Annotated in this window: 19 protein-coding genes and 1 riboswitch; of the genes, 8 read left to right on the plus strand and 11 right to left on the minus strand. The window is 71.0% G+C overall.

Annotated elements, in window-relative coordinates:
- Positions 1 to 38 precede the first annotated feature (38 nt).
- The 6 genes from AB0H21_RS11285 to AB0H21_RS11310 form a co-directional block, all read right to left on the minus strand.
- On the minus strand, positions 39 to 1,058 hold the full coding sequence (locus AB0H21_RS11285; RefSeq protein WP_358514615.1) for a LacI family DNA-binding transcriptional regulator: 1,020 nt from the start codon (positions 1,056 to 1,058) through the stop codon (positions 39 to 41).
- Between the two features lie 28 nt (positions 1,059 to 1,086).
- Entirely contained in the window at positions 1,087 to 2,520 is a 1,434-nt protein-coding gene (locus AB0H21_RS11290; RefSeq protein ID WP_358514617.1) for a GH1 family beta-glucosidase, read from the minus strand.
- Entirely contained in the window at positions 2,517 to 3,401 is an 885-nt protein-coding gene (locus AB0H21_RS11295) for a carbohydrate ABC transporter permease (RefSeq protein WP_358514619.1), read from the minus strand. Before AB0H21_RS11295 ends, AB0H21_RS11290 begins: the two co-directional genes overlap by 4 nt.
- A complete protein-coding gene (locus AB0H21_RS11300; protein ID WP_358514621.1) occupies positions 3,398 to 4,378 on the minus strand; it encodes a sugar ABC transporter permease in 981 nt (326 codons plus the stop codon). Before AB0H21_RS11300 ends, AB0H21_RS11295 begins: the two co-directional genes overlap by 4 nt.
- A gap of 142 nt (positions 4,379 to 4,520) precedes the next feature.
- The gene (locus tag AB0H21_RS11305) at positions 4,521 to 5,870 is read right to left on the minus strand and encodes an ABC transporter substrate-binding protein (protein ID WP_358514623.1); all 1,350 of its coding nucleotides are present in this window, start codon (positions 5,868 to 5,870) and stop codon (positions 4,521 to 4,523) included.
- Between the two features lie 510 nt (positions 5,871 to 6,380).
- Complete coding sequence (locus AB0H21_RS11310) at positions 6,381 to 7,073, minus strand: CHAP domain-containing protein (protein ID WP_358515404.1); 693 nt, start codon at positions 7,071 to 7,073, stop codon at positions 6,381 to 6,383.
- Between the two features lie 14 nt (positions 7,074 to 7,087).
- A riboswitch (cyclic di-AMP (ydaO/yuaA leader) is annotated at positions 7,088 to 7,240 on the minus strand.
- Positions 7,241 to 7,978: 738 nt separating this feature from the next.
- Here AB0H21_RS11310 and AB0H21_RS11315 point away from each other — a divergent pair.
- Both AB0H21_RS11315 and AB0H21_RS11320 read left to right on the plus strand, forming a co-directional pair.
- On the plus strand, positions 7,979 to 8,968 hold the full coding sequence (locus AB0H21_RS11315; RefSeq protein WP_358514625.1) for a hypothetical protein: 990 nt from the start codon (positions 7,979 to 7,981) through the stop codon (positions 8,966 to 8,968).
- Positions 8,969 to 8,982: 14 nt separating this feature from the next.
- Positions 8,983 to 10,218 carry a DUF6716 putative glycosyltransferase gene (locus AB0H21_RS11320; protein WP_358514627.1) on the plus strand — a complete coding sequence of 412 codons (1,236 nt, stop codon included), beginning with the start codon at positions 8,983 to 8,985 and terminating at the stop codon, positions 10,216 to 10,218.
- A 73-nt stretch (positions 10,219 to 10,291) separates the two neighbouring features.
- Here AB0H21_RS11320 and AB0H21_RS11325 read toward each other — a convergent pair whose 3' ends face one another.
- The 4 genes from AB0H21_RS11325 to AB0H21_RS11340 form a co-directional block, all read right to left on the minus strand.
- Entirely contained in the window at positions 10,292 to 11,569 is a 1,278-nt protein-coding gene (locus AB0H21_RS11325; RefSeq protein ID WP_358514629.1) for a polysialyltransferase family glycosyltransferase, read from the minus strand.
- Positions 11,570 to 11,586: 17 nt separating this feature from the next.
- Positions 11,587 to 12,525: a glycosyltransferase family 2 protein gene (locus AB0H21_RS11330; protein WP_358514631.1), complete on the minus strand. Its 939-nt coding sequence runs from the start codon at positions 12,523 to 12,525 to the stop codon at positions 11,587 to 11,589.
- A 77-nt stretch (positions 12,526 to 12,602) separates the two neighbouring features.
- On the minus strand, positions 12,603 to 14,735 hold the full coding sequence (locus tag AB0H21_RS11335) for an N-acetylneuraminate synthase family protein (protein ID WP_358514633.1): 2,133 nt from the start codon (positions 14,733 to 14,735) through the stop codon (positions 12,603 to 12,605).
- A gap of 60 nt (positions 14,736 to 14,795) precedes the next feature.
- The gene (locus AB0H21_RS11340; protein ID WP_358514635.1) at positions 14,796 to 16,181 is read right to left on the minus strand and encodes an ATP-binding protein; all 1,386 of its coding nucleotides are present in this window, start codon (positions 16,179 to 16,181) and stop codon (positions 14,796 to 14,798) included.
- 156 nt (positions 16,182 to 16,337) lie between these two features.
- Between AB0H21_RS11340 and AB0H21_RS11345 the strand changes: the two genes are divergently transcribed.
- Entirely contained in the window at positions 16,338 to 17,633 is a 1,296-nt protein-coding gene (locus AB0H21_RS11345; RefSeq protein WP_358514637.1) for a right-handed parallel beta-helix repeat-containing protein, read from the plus strand.
- A gap of 151 nt (positions 17,634 to 17,784) precedes the next feature.
- On the plus strand, positions 17,785 to 18,414 hold the full coding sequence (locus AB0H21_RS11350) for an amino acid-binding protein (RefSeq protein ID WP_358514639.1): 630 nt from the start codon (positions 17,785 to 17,787) through the stop codon (positions 18,412 to 18,414).
- Positions 18,415 to 18,422: 8 nt separating this feature from the next.
- On the opposite strand, the gene AB0H21_RS11355 is transcribed toward AB0H21_RS11350, so the two are convergent.
- Positions 18,423 to 19,712, minus strand: coding sequence for an ATP-binding cassette domain-containing protein (locus AB0H21_RS11355; protein WP_358514641.1), 1,290 nt, complete (start codon positions 19,710 to 19,712; stop codon positions 18,423 to 18,425).
- Between the two features lie 418 nt (positions 19,713 to 20,130).
- Between AB0H21_RS11355 and AB0H21_RS11360 the strand changes: the two genes are divergently transcribed.
- From AB0H21_RS11360 to AB0H21_RS11375, 4 genes are read left to right on the plus strand one after another with little or no spacing between them, the layout of a single operon-like run.
- A complete protein-coding gene (locus AB0H21_RS11360; protein WP_358514643.1) occupies positions 20,131 to 21,426 on the plus strand; it encodes an extracellular solute-binding protein in 1,296 nt (431 codons plus the stop codon).
- A gap of 3 nt (positions 21,427 to 21,429) precedes the next feature.
- Entirely contained in the window at positions 21,430 to 22,425 is a 996-nt protein-coding gene (locus tag AB0H21_RS11365) for a sugar ABC transporter permease (protein WP_358514645.1), read from the plus strand.
- The gene (locus tag AB0H21_RS11370; protein ID WP_358514647.1) at positions 22,422 to 23,300 is read left to right on the plus strand and encodes a carbohydrate ABC transporter permease; all 879 of its coding nucleotides are present in this window, start codon (positions 22,422 to 22,424) and stop codon (positions 23,298 to 23,300) included. Before AB0H21_RS11365 ends, AB0H21_RS11370 begins: the two co-directional genes overlap by 4 nt.
- A gap of 48 nt (positions 23,301 to 23,348) precedes the next feature.
- Complete coding sequence (locus AB0H21_RS11375; protein ID WP_358514649.1) at positions 23,349 to 24,965, plus strand: glycoside hydrolase family 13 protein; 1,617 nt, start codon at positions 23,349 to 23,351, stop codon at positions 24,963 to 24,965.
- Positions 24,966 to 24,970 lie beyond the last annotated feature (5 nt).

Consider the following 24,970-nt stretch of genomic DNA (forward strand, 5'->3'; position numbering starts at 1 on the left):
TCGCCGGGCGGGCCTTCTTCGATGCGCGGGCGAGGGCCTCAGGCCGAGCCGCGCTCGACCAGGTGGGTGTCGAGGATCACGACGGGCTGCTCCAGGCGCTCGCCGTTGATGCGCGCGACCAGCAGCTGCGCCATCTGCCGCCCCATGTCATCGGTCGGCTGGTGCACGCTGGTCAGCGAGGGGACGGTCTGCGCCGCGACCGCCGAGTCCTCGAAGCCGATCACCGCGACGTCGTCCGGGATCGTCCTGCCGTGCTCTTTCAGCACCCGCATCGCGCCGATCGCCATGGCGTCGGAGGCGGCGAACACCGCGTCCAGCGTGGGGTGCTGTTCCAGCAGCCGCTCCATCGCGGCCACCCCGCTGGGCTCCAGGAAGTCACCGTAGGCGACCAGCTCGGGCATGCCTGTGGCCAGCAGCGCGTCGCGGTAGCCGGCGAGGCGGTCGACGCCCACGCCCATGTCTTGCGTGCCGGCGATGGTGGCGATGCGCCGCCGGCCCTTGCCGAGCAGGTACTTGACGGCCTGCCGGGCGCCCGCGCGGTTGTCCACGTCGACGTAGCTGTACGGGGTGAACCCGACCGGGCGGCCGCCGAGGACGGTGGGCACGCCCATCTCCTCCAGCCGCCCCGGCAGCGGGTCGGCCCCGTGGAGCGAGATCAGCAGCACGCCGTCGACGTGCTGGCCGGTCAGATACAGCTCCAGCCGGTCGTGCTCGTCGCGCGACTGGGCCATGGTGAGGATGAGCTGGAGCCCGGTCTCCGACAGCGCCGAGCCGATGCCGCGGATGATGCCCGCGAAGAACGGCTCGTCGAAGATGCGCTGCTCGGACTCGGACACGACCAGCGCGATCGTGTCGGTGCGCCTGGTGACCAGGGTGCGCGCCGCCCGGTTCGGCACGTAGCCGAGTTCGTCGATCGCCTGCTGGACGGCGTCGCGCGCCTTCTCGCTGACCTTCGGCGAGCCGTTGATGACACGCGAGACCGTGCCGCGGCCGACCCCGGCGCGAGCGGCGACGGCCTCGAGGGTCGGTCGCGCTCCCGAGCGGCGGTCCCCGTTCATGGAAAGTGCCCCCTCCTGACGTCAGGGCCTATTCTGCCGGACCGCGCAGACCGCCTCGGCGGATCGTGCCGGCATACCAGTGCGCGCTCGCCTTCGGAGTCCTGCGCTGGGTCGGGTAGTCGACGTACACGAGGCCGAAACGCTTGCCGTACCCCCAGGCCCACTCGAAATTGTCCATCAGCGACCAGGCGAAGTACCCCTGGAGCGGCACTCCCGCCTCGATCGCGGCGTGGCAGGCGCGCAGGTGGGAGTCGATGAAGGCCAGCCGATCCTGGTCGTCGATCTCACCCCCGTCGAGGACGTCGTCGAACGCCGCCCCGTTCTCGGCGACGATCAGCGGGATGCCCGGGTAGTCGGTGGCGACCCGCTGGAGCACCTCGTACAGGCCGAGATCGTCGATCTCCCAGCCCATCGAGGTGACCGGGCGGCCGCCGCTGACGAAGGAGACGTGCTCGCTGCCCGGCCACGGCGACCCGGTACCGGTCGGCGCGGCGGCGGCGGACGAGGAGCCGCCCGCGGCGCCCGACACGGTGAACCTGCTGTAGTAGTTCACCATCAGCGTGTCGAACGGGGTGGAGATGGTCTCCATGTCGCCGTCCCGGATGAAGTCGATCTCGGTGACGGCGGAGAGGTCGGCCAGGACGTCCTCGGGGTAGGCGCCCTTCAGCAGCGCGTCGAGGAAGAAGCGGTTCTGCAGGCCGTCGATGCGCCGGGCGGCCTCCAGGTCGGCGGGGGCGCCGGTGGCGGGGGTCACCGCGTACAGGTTGACCGAGCCGCCGATGCGCGAGCCCGGGTCCTGCGCGCGCAGGGCCTGCACCGACAGCCCGTGGGCCAGGTTGAGGTGGTGGGCGGCCCTGATGGACGCGGCCGGCTCGCGCCGCCCGGGGGCGTGCTCGCCGGAGGCGTAGCCCAGGAAGGCGGCGCACCACGGCTCGTTGACCGTGCTCCAGTCGCGCACGCGGTCGCCGAGGGCCTGGTGGACGCGGGCCGCGAAGTCGGCGAAGCGCTTGGCCGTGTCCCGGGCGGGCCAGCCCCCGGCGTCCTCCAGGGCCTGCGGCAGGTCCCAGTGGTACAGGGTCAGGTACGGGTCGACGCCGTGCGCGAGCAGCTCGTCGACGAGCCGCCGGTAGAAGTCGAGCCCGGCCTGGTTCACCGCGCCCGCGCCGTCGGGCATGATCCTCGGCCAGGACACCGAGAACCGGTAGGCGGTCAGGCCGAGCTCGGCCATCATCGCGACGTCGTCGCGGTAGCGGTGGTAGTGGTCGATGGCGACGTCGGCGTTCTCGCCGTTGAGCACGCGCCCGGGGCGGCGGACGAACGTGTCCCAGATGGAGGTGCCGCGCCCGTCGGCGGTCGTCGCCCCCTCGATCTGGTAGGCCGAGGTGGCCGCCCCCCAGACGAAGCCGGGGGGGAACGTCAGGGTGGGGGCGTCGGTGCCGGGTTGAGTCTCCTGCGTGGTCACGCTTTGACCGCACCTTCCATGAGTCCGCCGACGATCTGCCGGCCGAACGCGACGAAAACGACGATGAGCGGGAGTACCGACAGGGCCGTGCCGGTGAAGATGAGCACGTAGTCGGTGGTATGGGCCGCGGTGAGGAAGCTGATCGAGACCTGCACCGTGGGGTTCTCCGGAGTCAGGACGATCAGGGGCCACATGAACTCGTTCCAGTTGAGCATGAACGTCTGCAGCGCCAGGACCGCCATGCCCGGCCGTACGGCGGGCAGGATCACGTTCCACCAGATCCGCAGCGTGGAGGCGCCGTCCACCCGGGCCGCCTCGACCAGCTCCTCGGGCACGGCCTGGTCGGTGTACTGCGTCATCATGAACACGCCGAAGCCGTTGAGCAGGTACGGCAGGATCACCGCCTTGAGCGAGCCGACCCAGCCGAGGTCCACCATCAGCTGGTAGAGCGGCACGATGCCCATCTGCTGCAGCGGCACCATCATGGTGAGCAGGATCGACCCGAGCAGCAGGTTGCGGCCGCGGAAGTGCAGCCGCGCGAAGGCGAAGCCGGCGAACGTCGAGATGATCACGACGGAGAGCGTCACCGTGGAGGTGACGATCAGCGAGTTGAGCAGGCCGGTGAGGAAGTGCGCGTCCTCGGTGGCCAGCACGCGCTGGACGTTCTCGCCGAGGTTGCCGCCCGGCAGCAGGGGCGGCGGCACGTCCACGGCGTCGGAGTTCGTCCGCGAGGCGATGATGACCATCCAGTAGATCGGGAAGATCGACAGGATGAGCGTGAAGCCGAGCGCGACCTTGGTGAGGGGCGTGGCGCGGAAGGGATCCCGCTTGTCGCGCCCCTTCACCGCCTGCGCCGGCCGGGCCTGCGTGAGCGCGGTCACCTGGCGCCTCCGATCCGGCGGACGAACGTGTAGTTGATCGCGACGCCGAGGAGGATCAGGACGAACAGCAGCCAGGCGGCCGCCGCCGCGTAGCCGTAGTCGAAGTTCCTGAAGCCCTGTTCGACGATGTACATCGCGATGGTCTGGAACTGGCCGGTGGTGCCGCCGTCCATGCGGTTGCTGCCGAACATGACCGGTTCGGCGAACAGGGTGAGCCCGCCGATCGTGGACACGAAGACGGTGAACATGATCGTGGGCCGGATCATCGGGAGCGTGATGCTCCAGAACTGCCGGCGCGGGGAGGCCCCGTCGATCGACGCCGCCTCGTACAGCTCGCGGGGGATGGTCTGCATGCCGGCGAGGTAGATGATCGCGTTGTAGCCGGTCCACCGCCAGTCCACCATGGTGGCGATGGCGGTCCAGGACGACCACTTGGCGCTCTGCCAGTCGATGTGCTTGTCGACGCCGAGCAGGTCGAGCAGCCAGTTGAACAGGCCGAAGTCGCGGCCGTAGAGCTGGGTGAAGACGATGGCCACCGCCACCACCGAGGTGACCAGCGGCAGCAGGACGCCGAGGCGGACGAACAGCCGCCCGCGCAGCCGCTTGTTGAGCGCGTTGGCCAGCAGCAGGGCCAGGACGAGCTGCGGGACCGTGGCCAGGACGAAGATGCCGACCGTGTTGACCACGGCGTTCCAGAAGTCGCCGTCCGCCAGAAGCTTGGTGTAGTTGTCCAGCCCGGTGAAGGACGCCTCGCCGCCGGCGAGGCCGTAGTCCTGCATCGACACCCAGAGGGTGAACACCAGGGGGAACAGGCCGAAGACCGCGAACAGCAGGAAGTACGGGGAGATCAGGAAGTACGGGGTCGCCTTCAGGTCGAGCCGGGACCAGAAGGAGTTCGGGGGGCGGGTGTGGCGGCGGCCCGTCCGGGAAGGGGGTGGCGCCGGATCCGCCCGCTGGGTGTGGAGGTTGACGCTCATCGGTAGTGCGGGGCCCGGCCCGCGGCCGGGGGAGGCCGCGGGGAGGGGAGCCCTCTGCTCCTTCGCTCGTCGATAACGGTCGATGGGAGGGGCACCGGCCCGCCGGGGATCGTGCGGCGGGCCGGTGACGTTCAGGGGACGGTCAGCCCGCCGCCTTCTGGCCCGCCTCGACGAACTTCTGCCACGCCTCGGCGTAGGGCACCGAGCCCTGGTCCATGCCGGTGACGACCTGCTCCACCTCGCGCTTCACCTGGGCGTGCTTCTCGCCGAGGAAGGTCGGCTGGAGCGACTTGATGGACGGCCCGAAGATCTTGCCGATCGGCGCGTTGCCGAAGTACTCGTTGGTCGCGCTCTGCAGCTCGGGGTCGTCCTGCGCCGGGATCGTGCTCGGAAGGTTGCCGCCCTCCTTGAAGGCCATGAGCTGGGCCTCGGGGCCGGTCAGGTAGCTCGCCAGCTCGGCGGCCTCCTTCGGGTGCTTGGACTGCTTGGGCACCGCGAGCCAGGAGCCGCCCCAGTTGCCGCCGCCACCCGGCACGGTCGCGACGTCCCACTTGCCCTTGAACTCGTCGCCGGCCGTGCCCGACACGACGCCGAGCATCCAGCCCGGGCAGCCGAGCGTCGCGAACTGCGACTTCACGAAGCCGGTGTTCCACGGGTCGGTGAAGTTCTGCAGCTTGGCCGTCAGGCCCGCCTCGCTGATCTTCTGGGTGAAGTCGAACGCGGTCTTGACGGCCGGGTTCTTGTCGACGATGAGCTGCTGGTCCTTGTCGAAGTAGGTCACGTTGCCGTTCTTGGCGGCCTCCTGCGACAGCACCACGTTGTAGATGGTGTTGACGCTGTCGACGAACTTGGCGTCCTTGACCTTGGCCTGGAAGTCCTGCCCGGCCTTGATGAAGTCGTCCCAGCCGCCGCTCCACAGCTTGGAGACCTCGTCGCGGTCGGTGGGCAGGCCGGCCTTCTTGAACAGGTCCGTGCGATAGCAGATGCTCATGCCGCCGACGTCGGTGCCGAGGGCGAACAGCTTGCCCTCCGAGTTGATGCCGTTCTCCCACTTCCACGCGGGGAAGTCGGACTGGCGGCTCTGCAGGCCGTACTGGCCGAGGTCGGTGAAGAACTGCGGGCGCGCCTTGGCGAGGCCCATGCCGCCCTCGTCGATGCCCACGACGTCGCCGGCGCCCGTGCCCGACTGCAGCCACTGCAGCATCTGCGGCCAGTAGACGTTCTCGAAGCTGTCGGTCAGGTTGTTGTACTTCACCTGGACGTTCGGGTGCTCGGCGTTCCACTTCTCCACCGCGGCCTTGTAGCCGAAGTTGGTGCCGCCGCCGAAGGTCTGCAGCGTAAGGGTGATCTTCTCCGCGGCGGCGGAGGACGTGCCGGCGGACCCCGCGGTGTCGCCGCCGTCGCCGGACGAGCACGCTGCGGTGACGCCCAGCGCGGCCGTCATCACCGATGCGACCGCGAGCATCCTGCCGCGGCGCGCTTTGTTCGTCATCTCCGGACCCCTCTCAGGTGGTTGCCCGTATTCGGGAGGTGCATCGAGGGCCGGCCCCGACAGTCGGGCCCCACGATGTGCTGGATCCCTCGGTCGTGATCCCACGAGCGTCCTCGTGGGCGAGATTTGGGAGCGCTCCCACGAAGAGTCGCCGATAGGCAACGCCGACGTCAATATGCCGAAACCCAACTGTTACTCCTGGGGCTTCTGGACCCTTGGAATCGGACTTCAGGCCCTGATAAGGGCTGTTCGGTACGCTGGGAGCGCTCCCACTTGAACCAGGCACAGTCCGGCGAAAACCGTCGCCGCGGACGGCCGCGAAAGGCCCGTCCGGGACGTCAGGGAGGACGGAGACGAAGGGGGCCGTACGGCCGGGGAGGGGCGCCCGCGGGAAGGCGTGGGCGCCCGGGGACAGGGAGGCGGCCGCGGGACCGCCGGCCGCCCGGGAAAAGGGCGCCCCTCCGTGGGAGGGGCGCCCTGGGAAAGACCTGCCGCGTCAGGCGGCGTGGATCAGGCGGCGTAGGTCGGGTAGCCGTAGCCGACGACCTGGTCGGTCGAGCGGGTGCGGACTTGGACCTTGCCGTTGTCGGTGTTGCCCTCGACGGTCTTGATCGTGCCGTCGCCGTTGTCGTGGATCACGAAGCCCACGTGGTCGATGGCGTCCACGTCCTTGCTGCCGTTCCAGGCGAAGAAGACGACCGCGCCCGGCCTGGGGGTCTCGCCCCAGCGGCCCTGCTGCTCGAACCACTTGGCGTGGGCGACCGTCCAGGCGTCGATGCCGACGGCGTCCTCCATGCCGAGCCGGCTGCCGACCCAGGAGACGAACATGTCGCACCAGGCGGCGTTGGCGTAGTCGGAGATCTTGCCGCCGTCGCGGGCGACGGTCTCCTGCGCCCGCGGGCTCTCCATGTACCAGCGGTGGAACTTCGTGCCACCGCCCAAGCTGTTCTCGGAAACGCCGATCTGGCTCTCGGCCAGCTTCAGGAGCTGCTGCGCGGACACGTGCCGCGCGCCCTCCGGGAGGCCGAGCGCCTTCGACAGGCCGGCGGCCTCGGAGCCGGCGACCTTCACGACGCCGTCCCGGCCGCTGTCGGCGTGCGCGGCCATGGTGACGCCGGCGACGAGCTGTGCGGCCACCAGGCCGCCGAAGGCAAAGGCCTTCAAGTGGTTCTTCGGGGCATCCAGAAGCCGATGTATCAACATGGACAAGGGGAAACTCCTTCTTCCACGGCCGCCTACCGGGTTAGCTGACGGGTTCGGGCGTGGAAGTCGCCCTACGGGCGCGTCCGTCAGGTGACGGCGCCCCCGATTCACCCCGGGGAGAGGTGGGTCCCCGGCTCCGCGCGAAGCGGACTCGGCGGTTGCGCGCCCCGGGGGGAGAGGGATCTCCCAGAGGACCGGCCGCGCTATGCAATCTCCGTGGCATATAGGAGTCGCTCGGGTGAGCACTTCCCCCGCACGGAGTTCAATCAGAGTAATACATCGGACAAACAGCCGCAAACACGACAAATATCCGGTCTGCGGCAGGGTTTCCGGAGGGCAAGTGGGCCTGGGGTGTGATCGTCAACGGGTTCCAGGCCCCCTCTTTACCTGCGAGAACGTGCTCGCGCCGCGCTCGGGGGAATCGCCGGCCGGGGCTCGTGGGGCCGGTGTGACAGTCGGGACCGGACGGCCGGAAAGCATTATTTGGGCCGGATGGCACCGGCGGTGTCAAGCTCTCCGGCGGGCGTGGTCGTCCGTGGTCTCGGGTGGACGCGATCGGGGGTTGCCGGGAGAGGGGCGATCGCTTATCACGGAGGAGGAGGTGTGGATGCTCACTGCGATGTCCCAGGCATAGTGGTTCGGGGCCGTGGAGGGGGTTCAGGCCGTTTGTAGGGAGATCGGGGTGGTTCGGGTGGTGGTGGGCGTGCCGGGCGCCGAGGGCGCTTCCTGCCGCCGGAGGCGCGTGTGATGCCGGAAGGCCGTTCCATCAGCAGGTGAACGGCCTTCGCCGGGTGGTCGTAAGACTTTGTTCACCGGTTGTTACCTCACGTGTCGCGTCATGCGGCTACCTTGCTTTCGTCGTGAAAGGGTCAATCCCCGGCGTGGAGAGGAACGGTCGAAGCCGCGTGCGGGAGCAGGGGTCGGCCGTCGCCTGGGTGGAGTCGCCTCTCCAGTTGCTGTGTGCGGTCGAGGCACGGCACGCGGGGGTCGCGGGGCCCGAGATGCGCGTGGTCACCCGCGCGAAGCTGCCCGCGCTCAAGGTCACGCGCAGGGAGCTCGCCACGCTCGACCTGCCGCCGGGCCTGCGCATCGAGACCGCGACCGACGGCCACATGCCCCGTCCGGGACGCCGCGCCGCCTGGGTGCTCGGGGACGGCTTCTCCGGCCGCGTCCAGCTCACCTCGCTGACCGCCGCCCCCGCCCGCATCGTGCTGGTGGACGACGGCCTCGCCACGATCCGCCTGCTGGAGTTGCTCACCTCCCGCCCCGGCACCGCGCTGCTGCGCGCCCGCGCCAAGTCCACGCCCTCGCGGCGCGTCCTCGGCGTCGCCGCCGCGCTGCGCCTGCGCGCCGCCGCCCACGCCGGGCGCCTCACGGTGTTCACCGCGCTGCCCGTCCCCGACGAGCTGGCCGCCTCCGTACGGGCCCTCGGCGCCGAGCTGGTGACCCATGACTTCGCCTGGCTGCGCTCCCAGCCCGCCGCCGCGCACCCCCGCCCCCGCGAGAACACGGTCGTGCTCGGCACCTCGCTCGTGCGCAACGGGCTGATCCACCGCGACCGCTACCTGTCCTGGCTGTTCGCGCTGAAGGGGCCGCTGGCCTACTACCCGCACCGCCGCGAGGACCCGGGCGACCTCGCCGCCGTCCGCGATCATCCCGGCGTGACCGTGTACGATGGCGGCGTTCCGGTCGAGATGACCCTGCGGGACCTGCGCCCCGGGCAGCGCGTGCTCAGCCTGCCGTCCACAGCGGTCACCTCTCTGCGCGTCCTGCTGTCGGCGCGTGGCGTCCCCGTCGAGACGGTGGACGTTCCCGACGACTGGTGGACGCCCTCCGCGTCGGTCTCCCTCCGATCGCACCTCCAGATGTTCGCGCACGAAAGGGCTTCTCCTTGAGCCGGGTTCTCGCTGTGGCCGATTCCGACTCCTACCTCAAGTGGGCGGCGGGCCTGCTCGACCAGTTGCCGGCGGAGTGGAACTCGACGCTCGCCGTCGTGCGCACCCCCATCGCGCCCTCCCCGGCGCAGATCTCGGCGGCGGTCAGCGGCACCAGGGCGGCCCAGGGGGAGACCCCGGCGGTGATCTCCGCGCGGGCGCTGCGGCGGCTGGCCGAGCGCCTCAGGCCGGACGTCATTCTCGTCGCCTGCACGGGCCCCGTCGTGGACGTACTGGTCAGCGACGTGCTGGACGGTTTCAAGCCGCGCCCGGTCTTCGTGTCGGGCCTGCCCGGCATCTCGATCCCCGCCACCGAGAAGGCATGGCTGTACCGGGGCGGCTGCGACCTGTTCGTCCTGCACAGCGGCCGGGAGGTCGAGGAGTTCGGCCGCATCGGCAAGGAGCTCGGGGCCGCGGGCACGACCGCCCTGGCCCGCCTGCCCTACCTCGACGGGCTTCTGAGGTCCGCGGCCCCCGCGCACACCGTCTCGACCGAGGCCCCGGCGCACCCGGCCACCGGCCGGCGGGTCGTGTTCGCGACGCAGGCCAAGGTGCCGAAACGCCGCGAGGACCGCGAGAGCATCCTGTTCGCCCTGGACCGGCTGGCCGCCCAGCGCCCGGACCTGGACGTCGTGGTCAAACTGCGGGCGCTCACCACCGAGCGGCAGACCCACAACGAGCGCTACCACTACGAGAGCCTGTGGGCCTCGCTCGAGGCGGCCGGCACGGTGCGGCCCGGCGGCGTGCGGTTCGCGGTGGGCGCCATGCACGAGCACCTCGCCGACGCGGCCGGCTTCGTCACGGTCAGCTCGACGGCGGCCCTGGAGGCCATCGCGGGCGAGGTGCCGCTGCTGGTGCTCTCCGACTTCGGGGTCAGCGCTGAGATGATCAACCTCGTCTTCGAGGACAGCGGCTGCCTCGGCACCCTGGACGACCTGGCTCAGGGCGAGTTCCGGCGTCCGACGGCCGCGTGGTGCGACGCCAACTACTTCCACGACCGGGCGAGCAGCGACTGGATCGTCCGGCTGACGGCCCTGGTGGAGCAGGCGCGCACGACCGGCCTGCCTCCGGTCCGTCCCCTGCTGGACGGCCCGGCCCACGCCGCCGCCCGCCGCCGCGCCCGCCTGCGCGTCGAGCTGCCCCCGAACGTGCTGCGCGCCGGGTACCGCGCCAGCCGCCGCGTCCGCCGCTACCTCAAGGCCATCGGCTAGCCGGACGCCTTCGGACGCGAACAGGCCCGCGCGGTCCTCGATTCCCGGGGACCGCGCGGGCCTGAACGTGTGATCAGCGGGACAGGGCGCGGCGCAGGCGGCCGAGGGCGCTCGGCTTCTGGGCGCGGGCGGTGCCGCCGGGGGGAAGCAGCCCCACCGAACTGAGGCGGCGGTTCTTGAAGTACCGCGCCTCGGCGCCGTGTGTCTCGATGTACTTCGCGGCCGCCTCGCGCAGGTCGGGGTAGTGATCGCTCTGCATGCAGTAGCCGACCGCCTGGATCAGCGCGGGCAGGTCCACCGGTGGCGGGTCGGTGATCGACCCGTCCTCGGCCAGCCGCGGCACGATCGCGTCCACGATGGTGAGCGGGATCCGGTTGCTGTTCTCGTACGGAGCCAGCCGCTGGAGGACCAGCTCGCAGCCCATGCCGGCCACCGGGATGCCGTAGAACCGGTGCGCGGTCATCAGCGCGGTCGAGAAGCAGCCGACCACGAGCTCCGGCCGCAGCGCGCGGAAGCACAGCTCGGCGGGGACGGTCTCGCCGGCGACGCTCAGCTTCACGCCGAGCCCGTCGGCGACGTCGCGGAGCTGCTGGGCGTGGCGGCGGCCCGCGGCCGGGTGGGGCTTGAACAGCACGTCGGTGAAGCCGCGCGCGGCGAGGGCCCGCAGCATCGAGGCGTGCAGCTCGGCTTCCTCCTCCGCGGTGACGATGTCCAGGGCCGAGAGGTACTGGCCGAGGATGACCGCCCGGCCCGACAGGCCCTCGGGCGCGGGAAGCGTGTCGAGCACGCCGGTGAACGCGGCGTCCGGCAGCGGGTCGGGCTCGACGCCGACCTCGCGGAGCAGCAGCGGGGTCAGCTCGGGCACCAGCGCCAGGTGCAGCAGGCGGGTGACGCGGCCGGAGATCTCCAGCGGCAGCGGGTCGCGCGTGGGCCCGTAGCTCATCAGCCCGTCGGAGTAGACCGTGATCGGGCAATCGCGCATCAGCCCGGCGATCGTGCGCGCGGGCGGCACGGCGACCGACTCCACGACCAGCTCGGAGACGCCGTCCTCGAGGCCGAGCTGCGTGGCGATCATGCGCGACAGCATCGGCCCCTCGATGACGCGCGCCTTCCAGTCCGAGGGGTGCAGGGGCGCGATCAGCTCGTTCCAGGAGCGGATCTCGTCGAAGCGCGACCGCAGCGCGGCGAAGCCCGGCGCCTCGTCCAGGGATGGGGTGATCTCCGGGATGGCGGCGTTGTTGGACACCAGAAGAAGCCTGCGGCGGTCGTGGGCGCCGAACCTGCCGGCGTCCATCGCGGCGGCCAGCGTCATCGCCCCGAAGAGCGTGGAGCTGTAGAACACCTGGGTCACGGAGGCGCTCCTTCGGGTCATCCGCGGTGGGGGAGCAGCGGGCGCAGGAGGGCGGCGCGCTCGGGTTCGAGCCCCGCGTCGTCCACCATGCCCTGCGGCAGCGACGCGAGAACCTCGCGCGCGCGGGCGTGGAAGCGGGCCAGCAGCGGGGGCGAGAAGCGCTCGCTCAGCTCCAGGTGGTGCGCCAGCAGGGCGCAGAAGGTGCGCACCGCCTTCGGCAGCAGGTCGGGCTCGTTCGCCACCTGCTCGAAGACCAGCTCGAAGGCGTTGAAGAAGTGGAGCTGGCGCTCGTCGCCGACCTGGGTCAGCGACGAGGAGACCAGCCTGCGGTAGAACACCCCGGCCAGCGAGACCACCGCGAACGACCGCGCCTCGCGGTGCAGCCGCCAGATCCACGGCCGGTCCTCGGCGGTGTGCAGGTGGCCGGGGAAGGCCAGCAGGTCGCCGAGCTCGCGCCGGTAGATGCCGGCCCAGGCGTACGGGTAGTCGACCATGGTCTTGGACCCGGCCGGGAGGATGCGGTCCCTCGGCTTGAGTACCACCCCGCGCCGCGCCTCGGGCGCCCGGTGGATCGCCCGCTTGCGCCCCTCCACCTGGATGTGGTCCACGCGGACGAAGTCGCAGCCGAGGCCGTCGATCGCGGCCACCAGGTCGGCGAGGTACCCCCGCCCCAGCCAGTCGTCACCGTCGAGGAAGGTGACGTACCGGCCGGAGGCGAGGGACAGGCCCTTGTTGCGGGCGTCGGCGAGGCCCACGGCGGTGGCGTTGCGCAGGACCGTGAGGCCCGGCAGCTCGTCGCGGAAGTCGTCGATGATCCGCGGGGTCGTGTCCACCGAGCCGTCGTCGACGACGATGAACTCGAAGTCGGGCCGGGCGTTGAGCCGCAGCGACGTGAGCGCGTCGGCGATGAACGGTTCGGCGTCCCGTACGGGCACCACGACGGACAGCGTGATCACGGGCGATCCTCGGCGTGCGTCACTGCTGGGCTTCTCCTGGTCCTCAGGCGGGCGCGGGTGACCGGTGAACGCCCCGGTCAGGCGGTGACGCGGCGGAGCCGGGCCTTGGGGGCCTCCTCGCCGGGGAACACCCGCTTGACGCCGTCGCCGAGGGCGGACTCGATGATGCGGATGTCGCGGACGAGGTGCTCCAGGCCGCTCGGCTCCAGCGATGCGGCGTGGTCGGACCCCCACATCGTGCGGTCGAGCGTGATGTGACGCTCCACGGTCACCGCGCCGAGTGTAACGGCCGCGAGCGAGATCTGCAGACCGCGCTCGTGACCGGAATATCCGACCGGGACGCCGTACCTGTCCTGGAGCGTGATGATCGTGCGGAGGTTGGCCTCCTCCGGCGGCAGCGGGTAGGTGGAGGTGGCGTGCATCATCACGAGCTTGGACGTGCCGAGGATGTCCACGGCCGCGTCGATCTCCTCCAGCGTCGACATGCCGGTCGACAGGAAGATCGGCTTGTTCGTGGCGGCGAGGCGGCGCAGCAGCTCGTGGTCGGTCACGCTCGCCGAGGCCACCTTGTGCGTGACGACGTTCATCTCCTCCAGGAAGTCCACCGACGGGACGTCCCAGGGCGAGGCGAACCAGTCGAGGCCGCGCTCGGCGCAGTACTTGGCGATCTGCGTGTACTCGTCGAGTTCGAACTCCACCCGGTACTTGTACTCCAGGTAGGTCATCTCGCCCCACGGCGTCTGCCGGATCTGGTCGCGCTGGTGGACCGGCGTGGCGATATCGGGGGTGCGCTTCTGGAACTTCACGGCCTGGCAGCCGGCGTCGGCGGCGACGTCGATGAGGCGGCGCGCGATGTCCAGGTCGCCGTTGTGGTTGATGCCGATCTCGCCGATCACGTACACCGGCTGGCCGGGGCCGACCAGCGACTCGCCGACGCGCACCGGCGTGCCCTTGGCGCGCAGGGTGGCGCGCGGGCCGGAGACGGCGGGCTCCTCGGGGGCGGGCCGGGCGTCGAGCACGCGGTCGCACAGCTCGCGGACGGCGCCGGCGCCGCCCTCGCGGGCGAGCACGACGCGGGCGGCGGCCCGGATGCGCGGGTCGGCGTTCTCCACGGTCACCGGCCAGCCGACCAGGTCCATGCAGCCGAGGTCGTTGACGTCGTTGCCGATGTAGGCGACGCGGGAGGCGTCCAGACCCTCGACGCTCAGCCACTCGCTGAGCGCGGTCCGCTTGGAGGCCAGGCCCTGCAGGACGGGGACGCCGAGCTTGCGGGCCCGGGCGGCCACCACGGGGTTGCGCTCGGTGGACAGGATCAGCACCTTGACCCCGGCCCGCTTGAGCAGGGAGATCCCGAGGCCGTCGGAACGGCTGACGGTGACCATCTCACGGCCGTCCTGGTCGACGTGCACGCTGTCGTCGGTGTGCACGCCGTCGAAGTCGGTGACCACGGCGTCCACGTCGATCGGCCCGGGACGGTCCACGAGCGGCGCGAGCGCCCGCACGATCTGCAGGTCCTCGGGGGTGTCGATCTCGAGGGCGGTGCGGGAGGGGACGGGCTGGACGGCGACGGTGCCGAAGAACCGGTGGCCGTGCTCGCGCAGCCCCGCGGTGCGGATCGCGTAGAACGCCCCGGTCTCGCGGAAGTCGGGCTCGCGGTCCTGGCGGCGGGGGCGGTGGGCCGGGTCGTGGTTGACGCCCTGCGCGCCGCCGTCGCGGACCGCCCACACGAACTCGTGGGTCTCCAGGCCCGAGAAGACCACGTCGGCGGTGCCGTCCAGCACCTTGGCGACCGCGGCGTCCAGGTCGGCCGGGTCGATGAACGCGCTGGTGCACTGGACGAGGAGGACGACCTCGGGGTCGGCGTCGAGCTGGTCGAGGGTGTGCAGCAGGGCCGACTCGCTGGAGGCGGTGGCGCCGCTCAGCTCGTCGGGGCGGCGGACGACGCGGGCGCCGGCGGCCTCGGCCGCGGCGGCGATCCCCTCGTGGTCGGTGCTGACGATGACCTCGTCGATGAGCCCGGCTCCCGCGCAGGCGGCCACCGCGCGGGTGACCAGGGGCGTGCCGCCCACCTTGGCCAGGTTCTTGAGCGGGACGCCCGCAGAACCTCCACGGGCGGGGACGACGGCCAGGACTCGCAAGATGACTCCCTGATGGACGACGAGACGACGCCCGCCGGTCGGCGGGTCGCGCGCGGGGGGATGCTCAGGCACGCTAGCCACCACCACTGCCCCGAAAGGGGTGCGTGGGCTGAACGCATGACGACGCTCGTGTTAACACTTGGAAACCGGATCTGTTCGGATCTCTTCGGCCGCGGGGAGTTTGAGCACGAAGCGCGTGCCCTCGGGGACGTCCTCGACGTGCAGCGTCCCGCCGTGGGCGATGGCGACGTCGCGGGCGATGGACAGGCCGAGGCCCGTTCCTCCCCGGTCCCTGCTGCGGGACTCGTCGACCCGGGCGAACCGCTGGAAGACGCGCTCGCGGTCGGCCTCGGGGATGCGGTCGCCGTCGTTGGTGAGGGTGAGCACGGCGGTGCCGCGCGACGCGTGGACCTCCATCCTGATCAGGGTGGACGCGTGCCGCTGCGCATTGTCCAGCAGGTTCCCGATGAGGCGGAAGAGCTGCGTGCTGACGCCGAGCACGACCACCTCCCGCTGGACGGAGGTGTTCACCGGGACGCGGCCGGGGCGGCGCTCGATCTCCTCGGCGGCCAGGCGGCCGAGGTCGACGCGTTCCTGCGCCGCGGGGCCGCCGGAGCCCAGCCGGGCCATGAACAGCAGGTCGGTGATGATGGTCTGCAGCCGGTCGGTGTCGCGCAGGGCGCCGTTCACCAGCATGCCGAGGTCGGTGTGCTCGGGGTGCAGCCGCGCCTCCTCCAGCTGGGCGCGCAGGCCGGCGATGGGCGTGCGCAGCTCGTGGGAGGCGTCGGCGGCGAACCGGCGCTGCTGCTCCACCGAGTGCTCCAGGCGGGCCAGCGTGGCGTTGACGGTGCGGGCGAGGCCGGCGATCTCGTCCTCCCCGGGAGGCTCCCGCACCCGGCGCGACAGGTCGCTCACGGTGATGTGGGCGAGCTCGGCCTGGATGTTGTCGATCGTCCGCAGCCCCCGGTCCGCCCCCTTCCAGGTGATCCACCCGATCAGCGCCGCCAGGGCCGCCGTCTGCAGGGCGATCGCCGCCTCCAGGGCGTGGGTCGAGATGAGCACCGGCATCCGCTCGGCGGCGTACACGACGACGGCGCCGGGGTCCGTCCCGGTGGAGAAGGCCGTCACCTGGTGGCAGCGCACGGAGACGCCGCGGCAGGTGCTGAAGTCCGTCATGCGCTGCGGCGACGCGGGGCGCACGTCGCCGACCGGCGGCATGCCGCGGGCGTTCTCGGTGGAGGCCAGGACGTGCCCGCCCGGCCCGATCAGCTGGATCACGTCCTCGTCGCGGACGACGGGCGGGATCGGGTCGCGCAGTGTGCCCTCACGGTAGGCGACGGCGGTGTGGGAGGCGGCCTCCCTGGTCTCCCGCGTCAGGGACGCGGCGACGGCGTTCCTGATGACGGTGCCGGCCGCGACGGCGAGCGGGATGAGGAACACGGCCGCCAGCACGAGGGCGAGGAGGGTGACCCGCCCCCGGATGGATCGAGGCCATACGGCGGCCCGGCGGAGGGACATTGGCAAAGGCTATCCGCGTGGATCTCCGTCAAGATCCGCGAGCGGGGAAAGAGGTGGCCATGGGATGGCAAACTCGCGCGGCCACGGGTCCCCCGGCAGGGGATCGAGGCCGCTACGGTGTGCGGCAGCGATCAACCGATTACCGGGTGTGGATACATGACGCCGTTCTTCTGGCGGGCGGGCCTGTCGTCGCCGCTTGTCCTCGCGCTGCTCGCCACCCCCGCGGCGACGGCGTCCGGAGTGTCCCCCGTGGGGCCCCTCGGGGCTGGCAGGGTGTACTACGTGGACGCGCGCGAGGGCGACGACGACGCGTCCGGCGCCGCCCCGGGCAAGGCCTGGCGCTCGCTCGCGCGGGCGAGCCGCGCCCACCTCGGCCCCGGCGACGCGCTGCTGCTTCGGCGGGGCGGCAGGTGGAAGGGCACGCTGACGCTCAAGGGCGCGGGCACCGCCGCGCGTCCCATCACCGTCGGCGCCTACGGCGAGGGCGCCCGGCCGATGATCAGCGGGCGCGCGGGCGACTGCGTGGTCGTCGCGGGCTCCCGGACGCGCGTCTCGGACCTGCGGGCGCACGACTGCGGCTGGGCGGGCTTCCGTGTCGACGGCCGCCACAACGATCTGCGGGACGTGTACGCCGACGGCAACGTGGCGGGCGTGTGGGTGACCGAGCGCGGCGCGCACAACATGATCCGCAATAGCCGGATCACCGGCAACGACCGGATGAGCGTGAACGACGAGGTGGCCGACAACGACTCCGGCGCGTTCGGCGTGCTGCTGAACGGCGACGACAACCGCGTGATCGGCAACCTGATCGCCGGAAGTTACGCGCCGAGCCACGACTACGTCTACGACGGCGCGGCCGTGGAGGTGTACGACGGGGACCGCAACGTCGTCGCGCGCAACATGGCCCGCGACAACGAGACCTTCACCGAGCTCGGCCACGGGCCGGGCGGCACCGCCGAGGGCAACCTGTTCGCGACCAACGTGGTGATCTCCTCGCACCGGCGGGGATCGTTCCTCATCACCCGCGGCCCGGGGCACGGGGTGGGGCCGGTCGAGGGGACGGTGGCCGTCGGCAACTCGGTGTATCTCACCGGCCGGCACACGATCGGCGTCTCGTGCGCCGACGGTTGCTCGGGGGACATCCTGACGCTGCGCAACAACGTCATCAAGGTCGGAGGGCCGGTCGGCTTCGAGGACGGCAAGGGGATCGACGACGCGGGCGGCGTCTACGACGGCCGGCGGGGGCGGTTCTCGCCCGGGCGCGGGTCGGTTCGCGCGGATCCGAGGTTCAGGTCGCGCCACGACCTGCGGCTGCGTCCCGGCTCCCCGGCGATCGGCAGAGGGGTGCCGCTCGGGCCCTGGTGGTACGGCGGCACGGCGCCGGCGGTCGACGCGGCGGGGTGGCCCATCCCGCGATCGACGAACCCGGACGCGGGTGCGTATCAATACTGATTTGGAATTATTTCGGACATTACTTCGGAACATCCGTGAAACCTGCGTCGAGCAGGCTGTGTGGCGTGGTCTCGTAGATGAAAGAAATACCCGGTCGGCCCGCATTGGGGGATCGGCCGCAGATGTACGTGCGCGAACAGAGGTGGTGACGATGGTGCTGCGGGTTCGAGTCTCGCTGCCCGACCGTCCGGGCGTCCTCGGGCAGGTGGCCCGGGCCTTCGGTGTCCTCGGGGCGGACATTCTCCAGGTCACGGTGCTCGAACGCGAGGGCGGCCGGGCGATCGACGACTTCACGCTCTCCTGGCCGGGCGGGTTCGCCGCCGACGAACTGCGCGAGCGCCTGTCGATCGTGCCCGGCGTGCGCATCGACGGCGTGTGGCCCACCCGCGAGGTCCCGGGCGTCAGCCCCGACTACGACCTGCTCGGCCACGTCGCCTCCGACGCCGAGCGCGCGTACGTGACCCTGGTCGACGCGGTCCCCGACCTGGTCAGCGCCGAGTGGGCGGTCGCGGTCGACTCCCGGACCGGCGCCGTCGTCCACGGAAGCTGGCAGGCGCCCGGCGTGGACGAGATGCCCGACCTCACGCCGCTGCGGCCGGCCGCGTTCAGCGAGGGCCCGCTGCACCTGCTGAGCCTGCCCTTGAAGGAGGCGGGCCTGCACCTGGTCGTCGCGCGCTCGGAGGGTCCCGCGTTCCACCAGGTGGAGCTGGACAAGATCGTGCGGCTGGTGGAGGTCGTCTCCCAGCTCGCCGCCTCGACGGTGGACCGCACCGTGGCGTGAGTCCCGTGTCAGCGGCGGGGCGGGTCGATGCGGTTGCCCTCCAGGGTGAACAGCAAGAGCCGGCTGAGGTCCACGGCGACGCGGCCGTGCTCCCCGGCCCGCCAGACCGGGCGCGCGCCGAGCCGCACGACCAGGTCGGCCCGGCGGTGGTGACCGCTGCCGGACGGAGGCTCCTGCCGCTCGGACGGTTCGTCGCCCGTGGACATCAGGCGGCGCATCATCGAGCGGATCAGGCCGCCCGCGCCGCCGCCCCCGCCGCCCGCGGTGGCGTGTCCGTGGGCCCTGGCCACGTCGGGCTCGGGGGCGGGCACCGCGGGGATGCCGACCTCCAGGTAGGCGAGCCACTCGTGGCCGTGGTACTCCAGCGTCCGCACCCGGCCGCTGAAGAACGGCCCGTCGGTGCCCTCGCCGACCGGGGTCAGCCCGTCCGGGCGGATGCCGACGATGATCTGGCTCCCGGTATGCTGGGACAGCGCGTACGCGCGCGGGTCGGTCCACGGCATCGTGATCTGGTGGAGCCCGAAGTCCAGCAGGATGTACTGGTTCTGCGGGGTCCGCACCGTCGCCGACAGCAGGTTGAGCTGCTGCGAGCTGAGGAACGCCGCCACGAACGCCGTCGCGGGGTCGTTGTAGATCTGGCCGGGGGTGCCGACGTCCTGCAGGACGCCGCGGTTCATGATGGCGATGCGGTCGGCCAGCGTCAGGGCCTCGACCTGGTCGTGCGTCACGTAGATCGTCGTGACGCCCAGGGCGCGCACCAGGGACGAGATCTCCATGCGTAACTCCGTGCGCATGCCCGCGTCCAGGTTGGACAGCGGCTCGTCCATCAGGAACAGCGACGGCTGGCGGACGATGGCCCGTCCCATCGCGACCCGTTGCCGCTGACCACCCGAGAGCGTTCCCGGACGGCGGTCGAGCGTCTCGTCGATGTGCAGGGCCCGGGAGAGTTCCACCACCCGCTCCCTGACCATGGCCGGGTCGGCCTTGGCGATCTCCAGCGGGAAGGACAGGTTGCCACGGACGGTGCGGTGGGGGTACAGGGCGCCGTTCTGGAACACCATCGCGACGTCGCGGTCGCGCGGGGCGAGGTCGTTGGCGATGTGCCCGTCGAGGTAGAGGTCACCGGAGGTGATCTCCTCCAGGCCGGCGATCATGCGCAGCAGCGTGGACTTGCCACAGCCGGAGGGCCCGAGCAGGACGAGAAGTTCTCCCTCTTCGGCGCGCAGACTCATGCGATCGACCGCGAGATGTCCCCCGGGGTACACCTTTGTCACGCTGTCGAGAACGACGGTGCTCATCGTCACTCGTTCCTCCCGGGCATTGAAACCCGGATCCAGCCGTCATTGTGATTGATGAGGTAGTACATCGCGTCGCGGGGCGCCGTGTCCATACATTGTCGATACATGGGTAAGAAATCGCTCATCTGCTGGTTACTTGACCGTTGGCTGTTCTTTGAGGTCAGGACAGGCGCAAACGCAAAGTGTCGCGGCTCGCGGGCCGCCGTGCGCGAAACGGGTCGCGCGGCGCGTGCCCGGTGCCGTTAACGGCGTTGCCGTGACGGTCGTGTCACAAATTGCAGAAAGTTTCCGAAAGGTCTTTCATCTCGGTTCATCTGACTGTTACGTTCCGCGTACCCCGGTGATGCCGCTCGCCTTCGGGGACGCGGGCGGCCTCCGCCGTTCCTCTGGCAACGAAGCTGAGCAAGGAGTGCACAACATGCGGCGAGGCATCTCGGTCGCGGCGGCAGCCGCGGCGCTGGCGCTGGCGGTATCCGCCTGCGGTGGCGAGGACACCCCCCAACAGTCGGCCGCCCCCGCCCCGTCCGACTCCGCCGCCGTCTCCGGAGAGGTGACGTGGTGGGACACCTCTGACGCGACCAACGAGGGTCCCGTCTTCAAGGAGGTCATCGCCGACTTCGAGGCCAAGTACCCGAAGATCAAGGTCAACTACGTCAACGTCCCCTTCGCCGACGCGCAGAACAAGTTCAAGACCGCCGCGCAGAGCGGGTCGGGCGCACCGGACGTGCTGCGCGCCGACGTCGGCTGGGTCGCCGAGTTCGCCTCCCTCGGCTACCTCGCGCCCCTCGACGGCACCCCGGCTCTGGACAAGCCCGAGGACTTCCTGCCGAGCCCCGCCGGCAGCGGCAGGTACAACGACAAGACGTACGGCGTCCCGCAGGTCACCGACACCCTCGGCCTGCTGTACAACAAGGAGCTGCTGAACAAGGCCGGCCACGACGCCCCGCCGAAGACCTTCCAGGAGCTCAAGACGTTCGCCCAGGACGTGAAGTCCAAGGCGGGAGCCGAAGGCCTCGCCCTCAACGTCGACGCCTACTTCCTGCTGCCGTTCATCTACGGCGAGGGCGGCGACCTCCTCGACGTCACCACGAAGAAGATCACCGTCGCCTCGCCGCAGTCGGTGGCCGGCCTCAAGGTCGTCGAGGACCTCATCAAGTCGGGCGCCGCGGCCAAGCCCGCGATCCAGGACAGCTACACCAACGCGGAGACCGCCTTCAAGGAAGGCAAGGTCGCGATGATCTTCAACGGCCCGTGGTCGAACACCGACAACCTCGGCGGCAAGGTCTTCAAGGACAACCCCGACAACTTCGGCATCGCCCCGGTGCCCTCCGGCTCGGTCAAGGCGGGCGCCCCGACCGGCGGCCACGACTACACCGTCTACGCCGGCTCCAAGAACCTGGACGCCTCGTACCTGTTCGTGCAGTTCATGGACTCCGCGGAGAGCCAGGCCAAGATCGCCGGCAAGCTCGGCCTGCTGCCCACCCGCAAGTCCGCCTACGACATGCCCGAGGCCCAGGGCAACGCGATGATCGGCCGTTGGAAGGAGCCCATGGGCGCGGCCGTCGAGCGTCCCTGGATCCCCGAGGCCGGCCAGCTCTTCCAGCCGCTCGTCGAGGGCTACCAGAAGCTCGCCACCGGGGGCACCACCAGCGACGCCATGGCCCAAGACGTGGCCAAGGCGTACCAGGGCCTGCTCAAGGGCTGGAGCCTGTGACCGATGACGACGCAGGTCGTTGACGGGACGGCCGCGGGCGCAACCGCCCGCGGCCGTGCCCGCGGCCCGAGATCCCGGGGGAAGGCCGGCGGGTTGCTCTCCCGGCACTGGTACGCGTGGGCCATGTGCGCGCCGGTGGTCATCGTGACCCTCGTGCTGATCGGCTACCCACTGGTGCGCGGCGTCTACCTGTCGCTCACCGACGCGACCGAGGCCAACATGGGCCGGACGATCGGGATGAACACCATCCCCTCGACGTACGAGTTCGTCGGGCTCTCCAACTACACCGCGATCGTCACCTCCGGCGAGTTCCTGTCCCGGCTCGCCTGGACGATCACCTGGACGGTCGTCTGCGTCGCGCTGCACTACGGCATCGGGCTCGGCCTCGCGCTGCTGCTCAACCGGCCGCTGCGCCTGCGCTCGCTGTACCGCATGCTGCTCGTGCTGCCCTGGGCCGTGCCCGCGTTCGTCTCGGCCTTCATCTGGCGGTACCTGCTCAACGGCGAGTTCGGCGTCGTCAACGCGATGCTGCGCGCCGCGGGGCTCGGCGGACTGGACTGGCTGGACGACCCCTTCTGGGCGAAGGTGTCGGTCATCGCGGTGAACGTCTGGCTCGGCGTGCCGTTCATGATGCTCGCGCTGCTCGGCGGCCTCCAGGCCATCCCGCGCGAGCTCCACGAGGCGGCCGAGGTCGACGGCGCGACGCCCTGGCAGCGCTTCAGGCACATCACCCTGCCCGGACTGAGGCCGGTCTCCAGCACGGTGGTGCTGCTCGGCACGATCTGGACCTTCAACCAGTTCCCGGTGATCTTCCTGGTCACCCGGGGCGGGCCGGGCGGGTCCAGCGAGATCCTCGTGACCTACGCCTACCGGCAGGCGTTCGAGGGCATCCGCAACTATTCGGGCTCGGCGGCGTGGGGCGTGCTGATCCTCGTGCTGCTCATCGTCATGGCCGTCGTCTACCGGCGGGTGCTGCGCAGGCAGGGGGAGGCGTGGTGAGTACGACCGACACGGCGGGCGCCGTGATCCCGGCGACCCGCGGGCGGGGCTCCCGGAGCGCGGGCGCGTCCCTGGCCCTGCACGCGACGCTGGTCGTGGCCAGTCTGGTCGCGGTCTTCCCGGTGGCCTGGCTCGTGCTGACCTCCCTCAAGCCGAGGGACGCCTGGCAGTCCACCACCGTGCGGTTGTTCGACGACCCGAGCCTCGCCAACTACGCGCAGGTGCTGGGGGACACGGCGTTCCCGCGCTGGCTGTTCAACTCGCTGCTCGTCGCGGCCATGACCACCGTCCTCGGCGTGGTGCTGTCGGCGACCACCGGGTACGCGGTCAGCCGCTTCCGGTTCCCCGGCTTCCGCTCGATCATGTGGATGCTGCTGGTCACGCAGATGTTCCCGGTGGCGATCCTCATCGTCCCCATATACAACCTGCTCGCCGGCCTCGGGCTGATCAACCAGTTCCCGGGCCTGGTGATCGCCTACCTCACCTCCACGGTGCCGTTCTGCGCCTGGATGATGAAGGGCTACTTCGACACCGTGCCCGTCGAGATCGACGAGGCGGGGCGGGTGGACGGACTGACGCCGTTCGGCACGTTCTGGCGGCTCATCCTCCCGCTGTCCAGGCCGGGGCTCGCGGTCGCGGCGTTCTACTCCTTCATCACCGCGTGGGCGGAGGTCGCGTACGCGACGGCGTTCATGACCGGCGACGACAAGTACACGCTGGCCGTGGGCCTCGGGCAGTTCGTCGGCCAGCACAAGGCCGAGTGGGGCCTGCTCACCGCGTCCTCGGTGCTGATCGCGGTGCCCGCGGCGGCCGTCTTCCTGCTCGTCCAGCGCCATCTCGTCACCGGGCTGACCGCCGGTGCCACGAAGTCGTGACACGTCCGTGGTATCTGTCCTGACATTTCAGAGAATCGGGGATTTGTAATGACCGACGCCGTTCGCGAAGTCCATGAAGCGCGCGCGGCCACCCGCTGGTGGCGAGACGCGGTGATCTACCAGGTCTACGTCCGCTCGTTCGCCGACGGCAACGGCGACGGCGTCGGCGACCTGCTCGGCGCCCGCAGCCGGCTCGGCTACCTGGCCGAGCTCGGCGTGGACGCCATCTGGCTCACGCCCTTCTACACCTCTCCCATGGCCGACTTCGGGTACGACGTCGCCGACTACCGCGACGTCGACCCGATCTTCGGCACTCTCGCCGACGCCAAGGCCCTCATCGAGGACGCGCACCGCCACGGGCTGAAGGTCATCACCGACGTCGTGCCCAACCACACCTCCGACCGGCACGCCTGGTTCCAGGCCGCCGTCCAGGCCGGCCCCGGCAGCCCTGAGCGCGAGCGGTACATCTTCCGCCCCGGCCGCGGCGAGGATGGGGAACTGCCCCCCAACGACTGGGAGTCGGTCTTCGGGGGACCGGCGTGGACGCGGCTGCCCGGCGACGAGTGGTACCTCCACCTGTTCGCCCCCGCCCAGCCCGACCTCAACTGGGACGACCCCGAGGTCCACGCCGAGTTCGAGGCGATCATGCGCTTCTGGCTCGACCTCGGCGTCGACGGCTTCCGCGTCGACGTCGCCCACGGCATGGTCAAGGAGGCGGGGCTCCCCGACATCGGCTCCGCCGGCCAGGCCGAGATGCTCGGCACCGCCGTCCTGCCCTACTTCGACCAGGACGGCGTGCACGAGATCCACCGCGCCTGGCGCCGCGTCCTCGACTCCTACCCCGGCGAGCGCATCGGCGTCGCCGAGGCCTGGGCGCCGTCCCAGGAGCGCCTCGCCCGCTACGTACGGCCCGACGAGCTGCATCAGGCCTTCAACTTCCACTTCCTGAAGACCCCGTGGGACGCGGAGATGCTGCGCGCCGTCATCGACGAGTCCCTGGCCACCGTCGCCCCCGTCGGCGCGCCCACCACCTGGGTGCTGTCCAACCACGACGTCCGGCGGCACGTCACCCGCTACGGCGGCGGCGACCTCGGCCTGCGCAGGGCCCGCGCCGCCGCGCTGCTGATGTTCTCCCTGCCCGGGTCCGCGTACATCTACCAGGGCGAGGAGCTCGGCCTCCCCGAGGTGCTCGACCTGCCCGAGGAGGTCTGCCAGGACCCGCAGCGGCTGCGCGACCCCGAGGCGGGGCGCGACGGCTGCCGCGTCCCCATCCCGTGGGCGCACTCCGAGCCGCCGTTCGGGTTCAGCCCGCCCGGCATCGAGGACACCTGGCTGCCCGTCCCGGCCGCCTGGGGGCCGCTCAGCGTGGAGTCACAGCTCGCCGACCCCGCCTCCACCCTGACGCTGTACCGCGAGGCCCTGCGGCTGCGCCGCGAGCACCCGTCCCTCGGCGACGGCGCGCTCACCTGGGAGGAATCCCCCTCGGGCACGCTGGTCTTCTCCCGGGGCGGGCGGTTCGTCTGCACCGTCAACACCTCGGCGGACCCTGTCGAGCTGCCCTCGCCCGGCCGCCTGCTCCTGTCCAGCGCACCCGTGGCCGAACAGGACGGCGTCGTCCGGCTCGCCGCCGATTCCTGCGCGTGGTGGGCATCCGGTGATGCGTAAAGTAG

The organism is Sphaerisporangium sp. NPDC051011 (genome assembly GCF_040653595.1).
In the GTDB taxonomy this organism is placed as follows: domain Bacteria; phylum Actinomycetota; class Actinomycetes; order Streptosporangiales; family Streptosporangiaceae; genus Sphaerisporangium.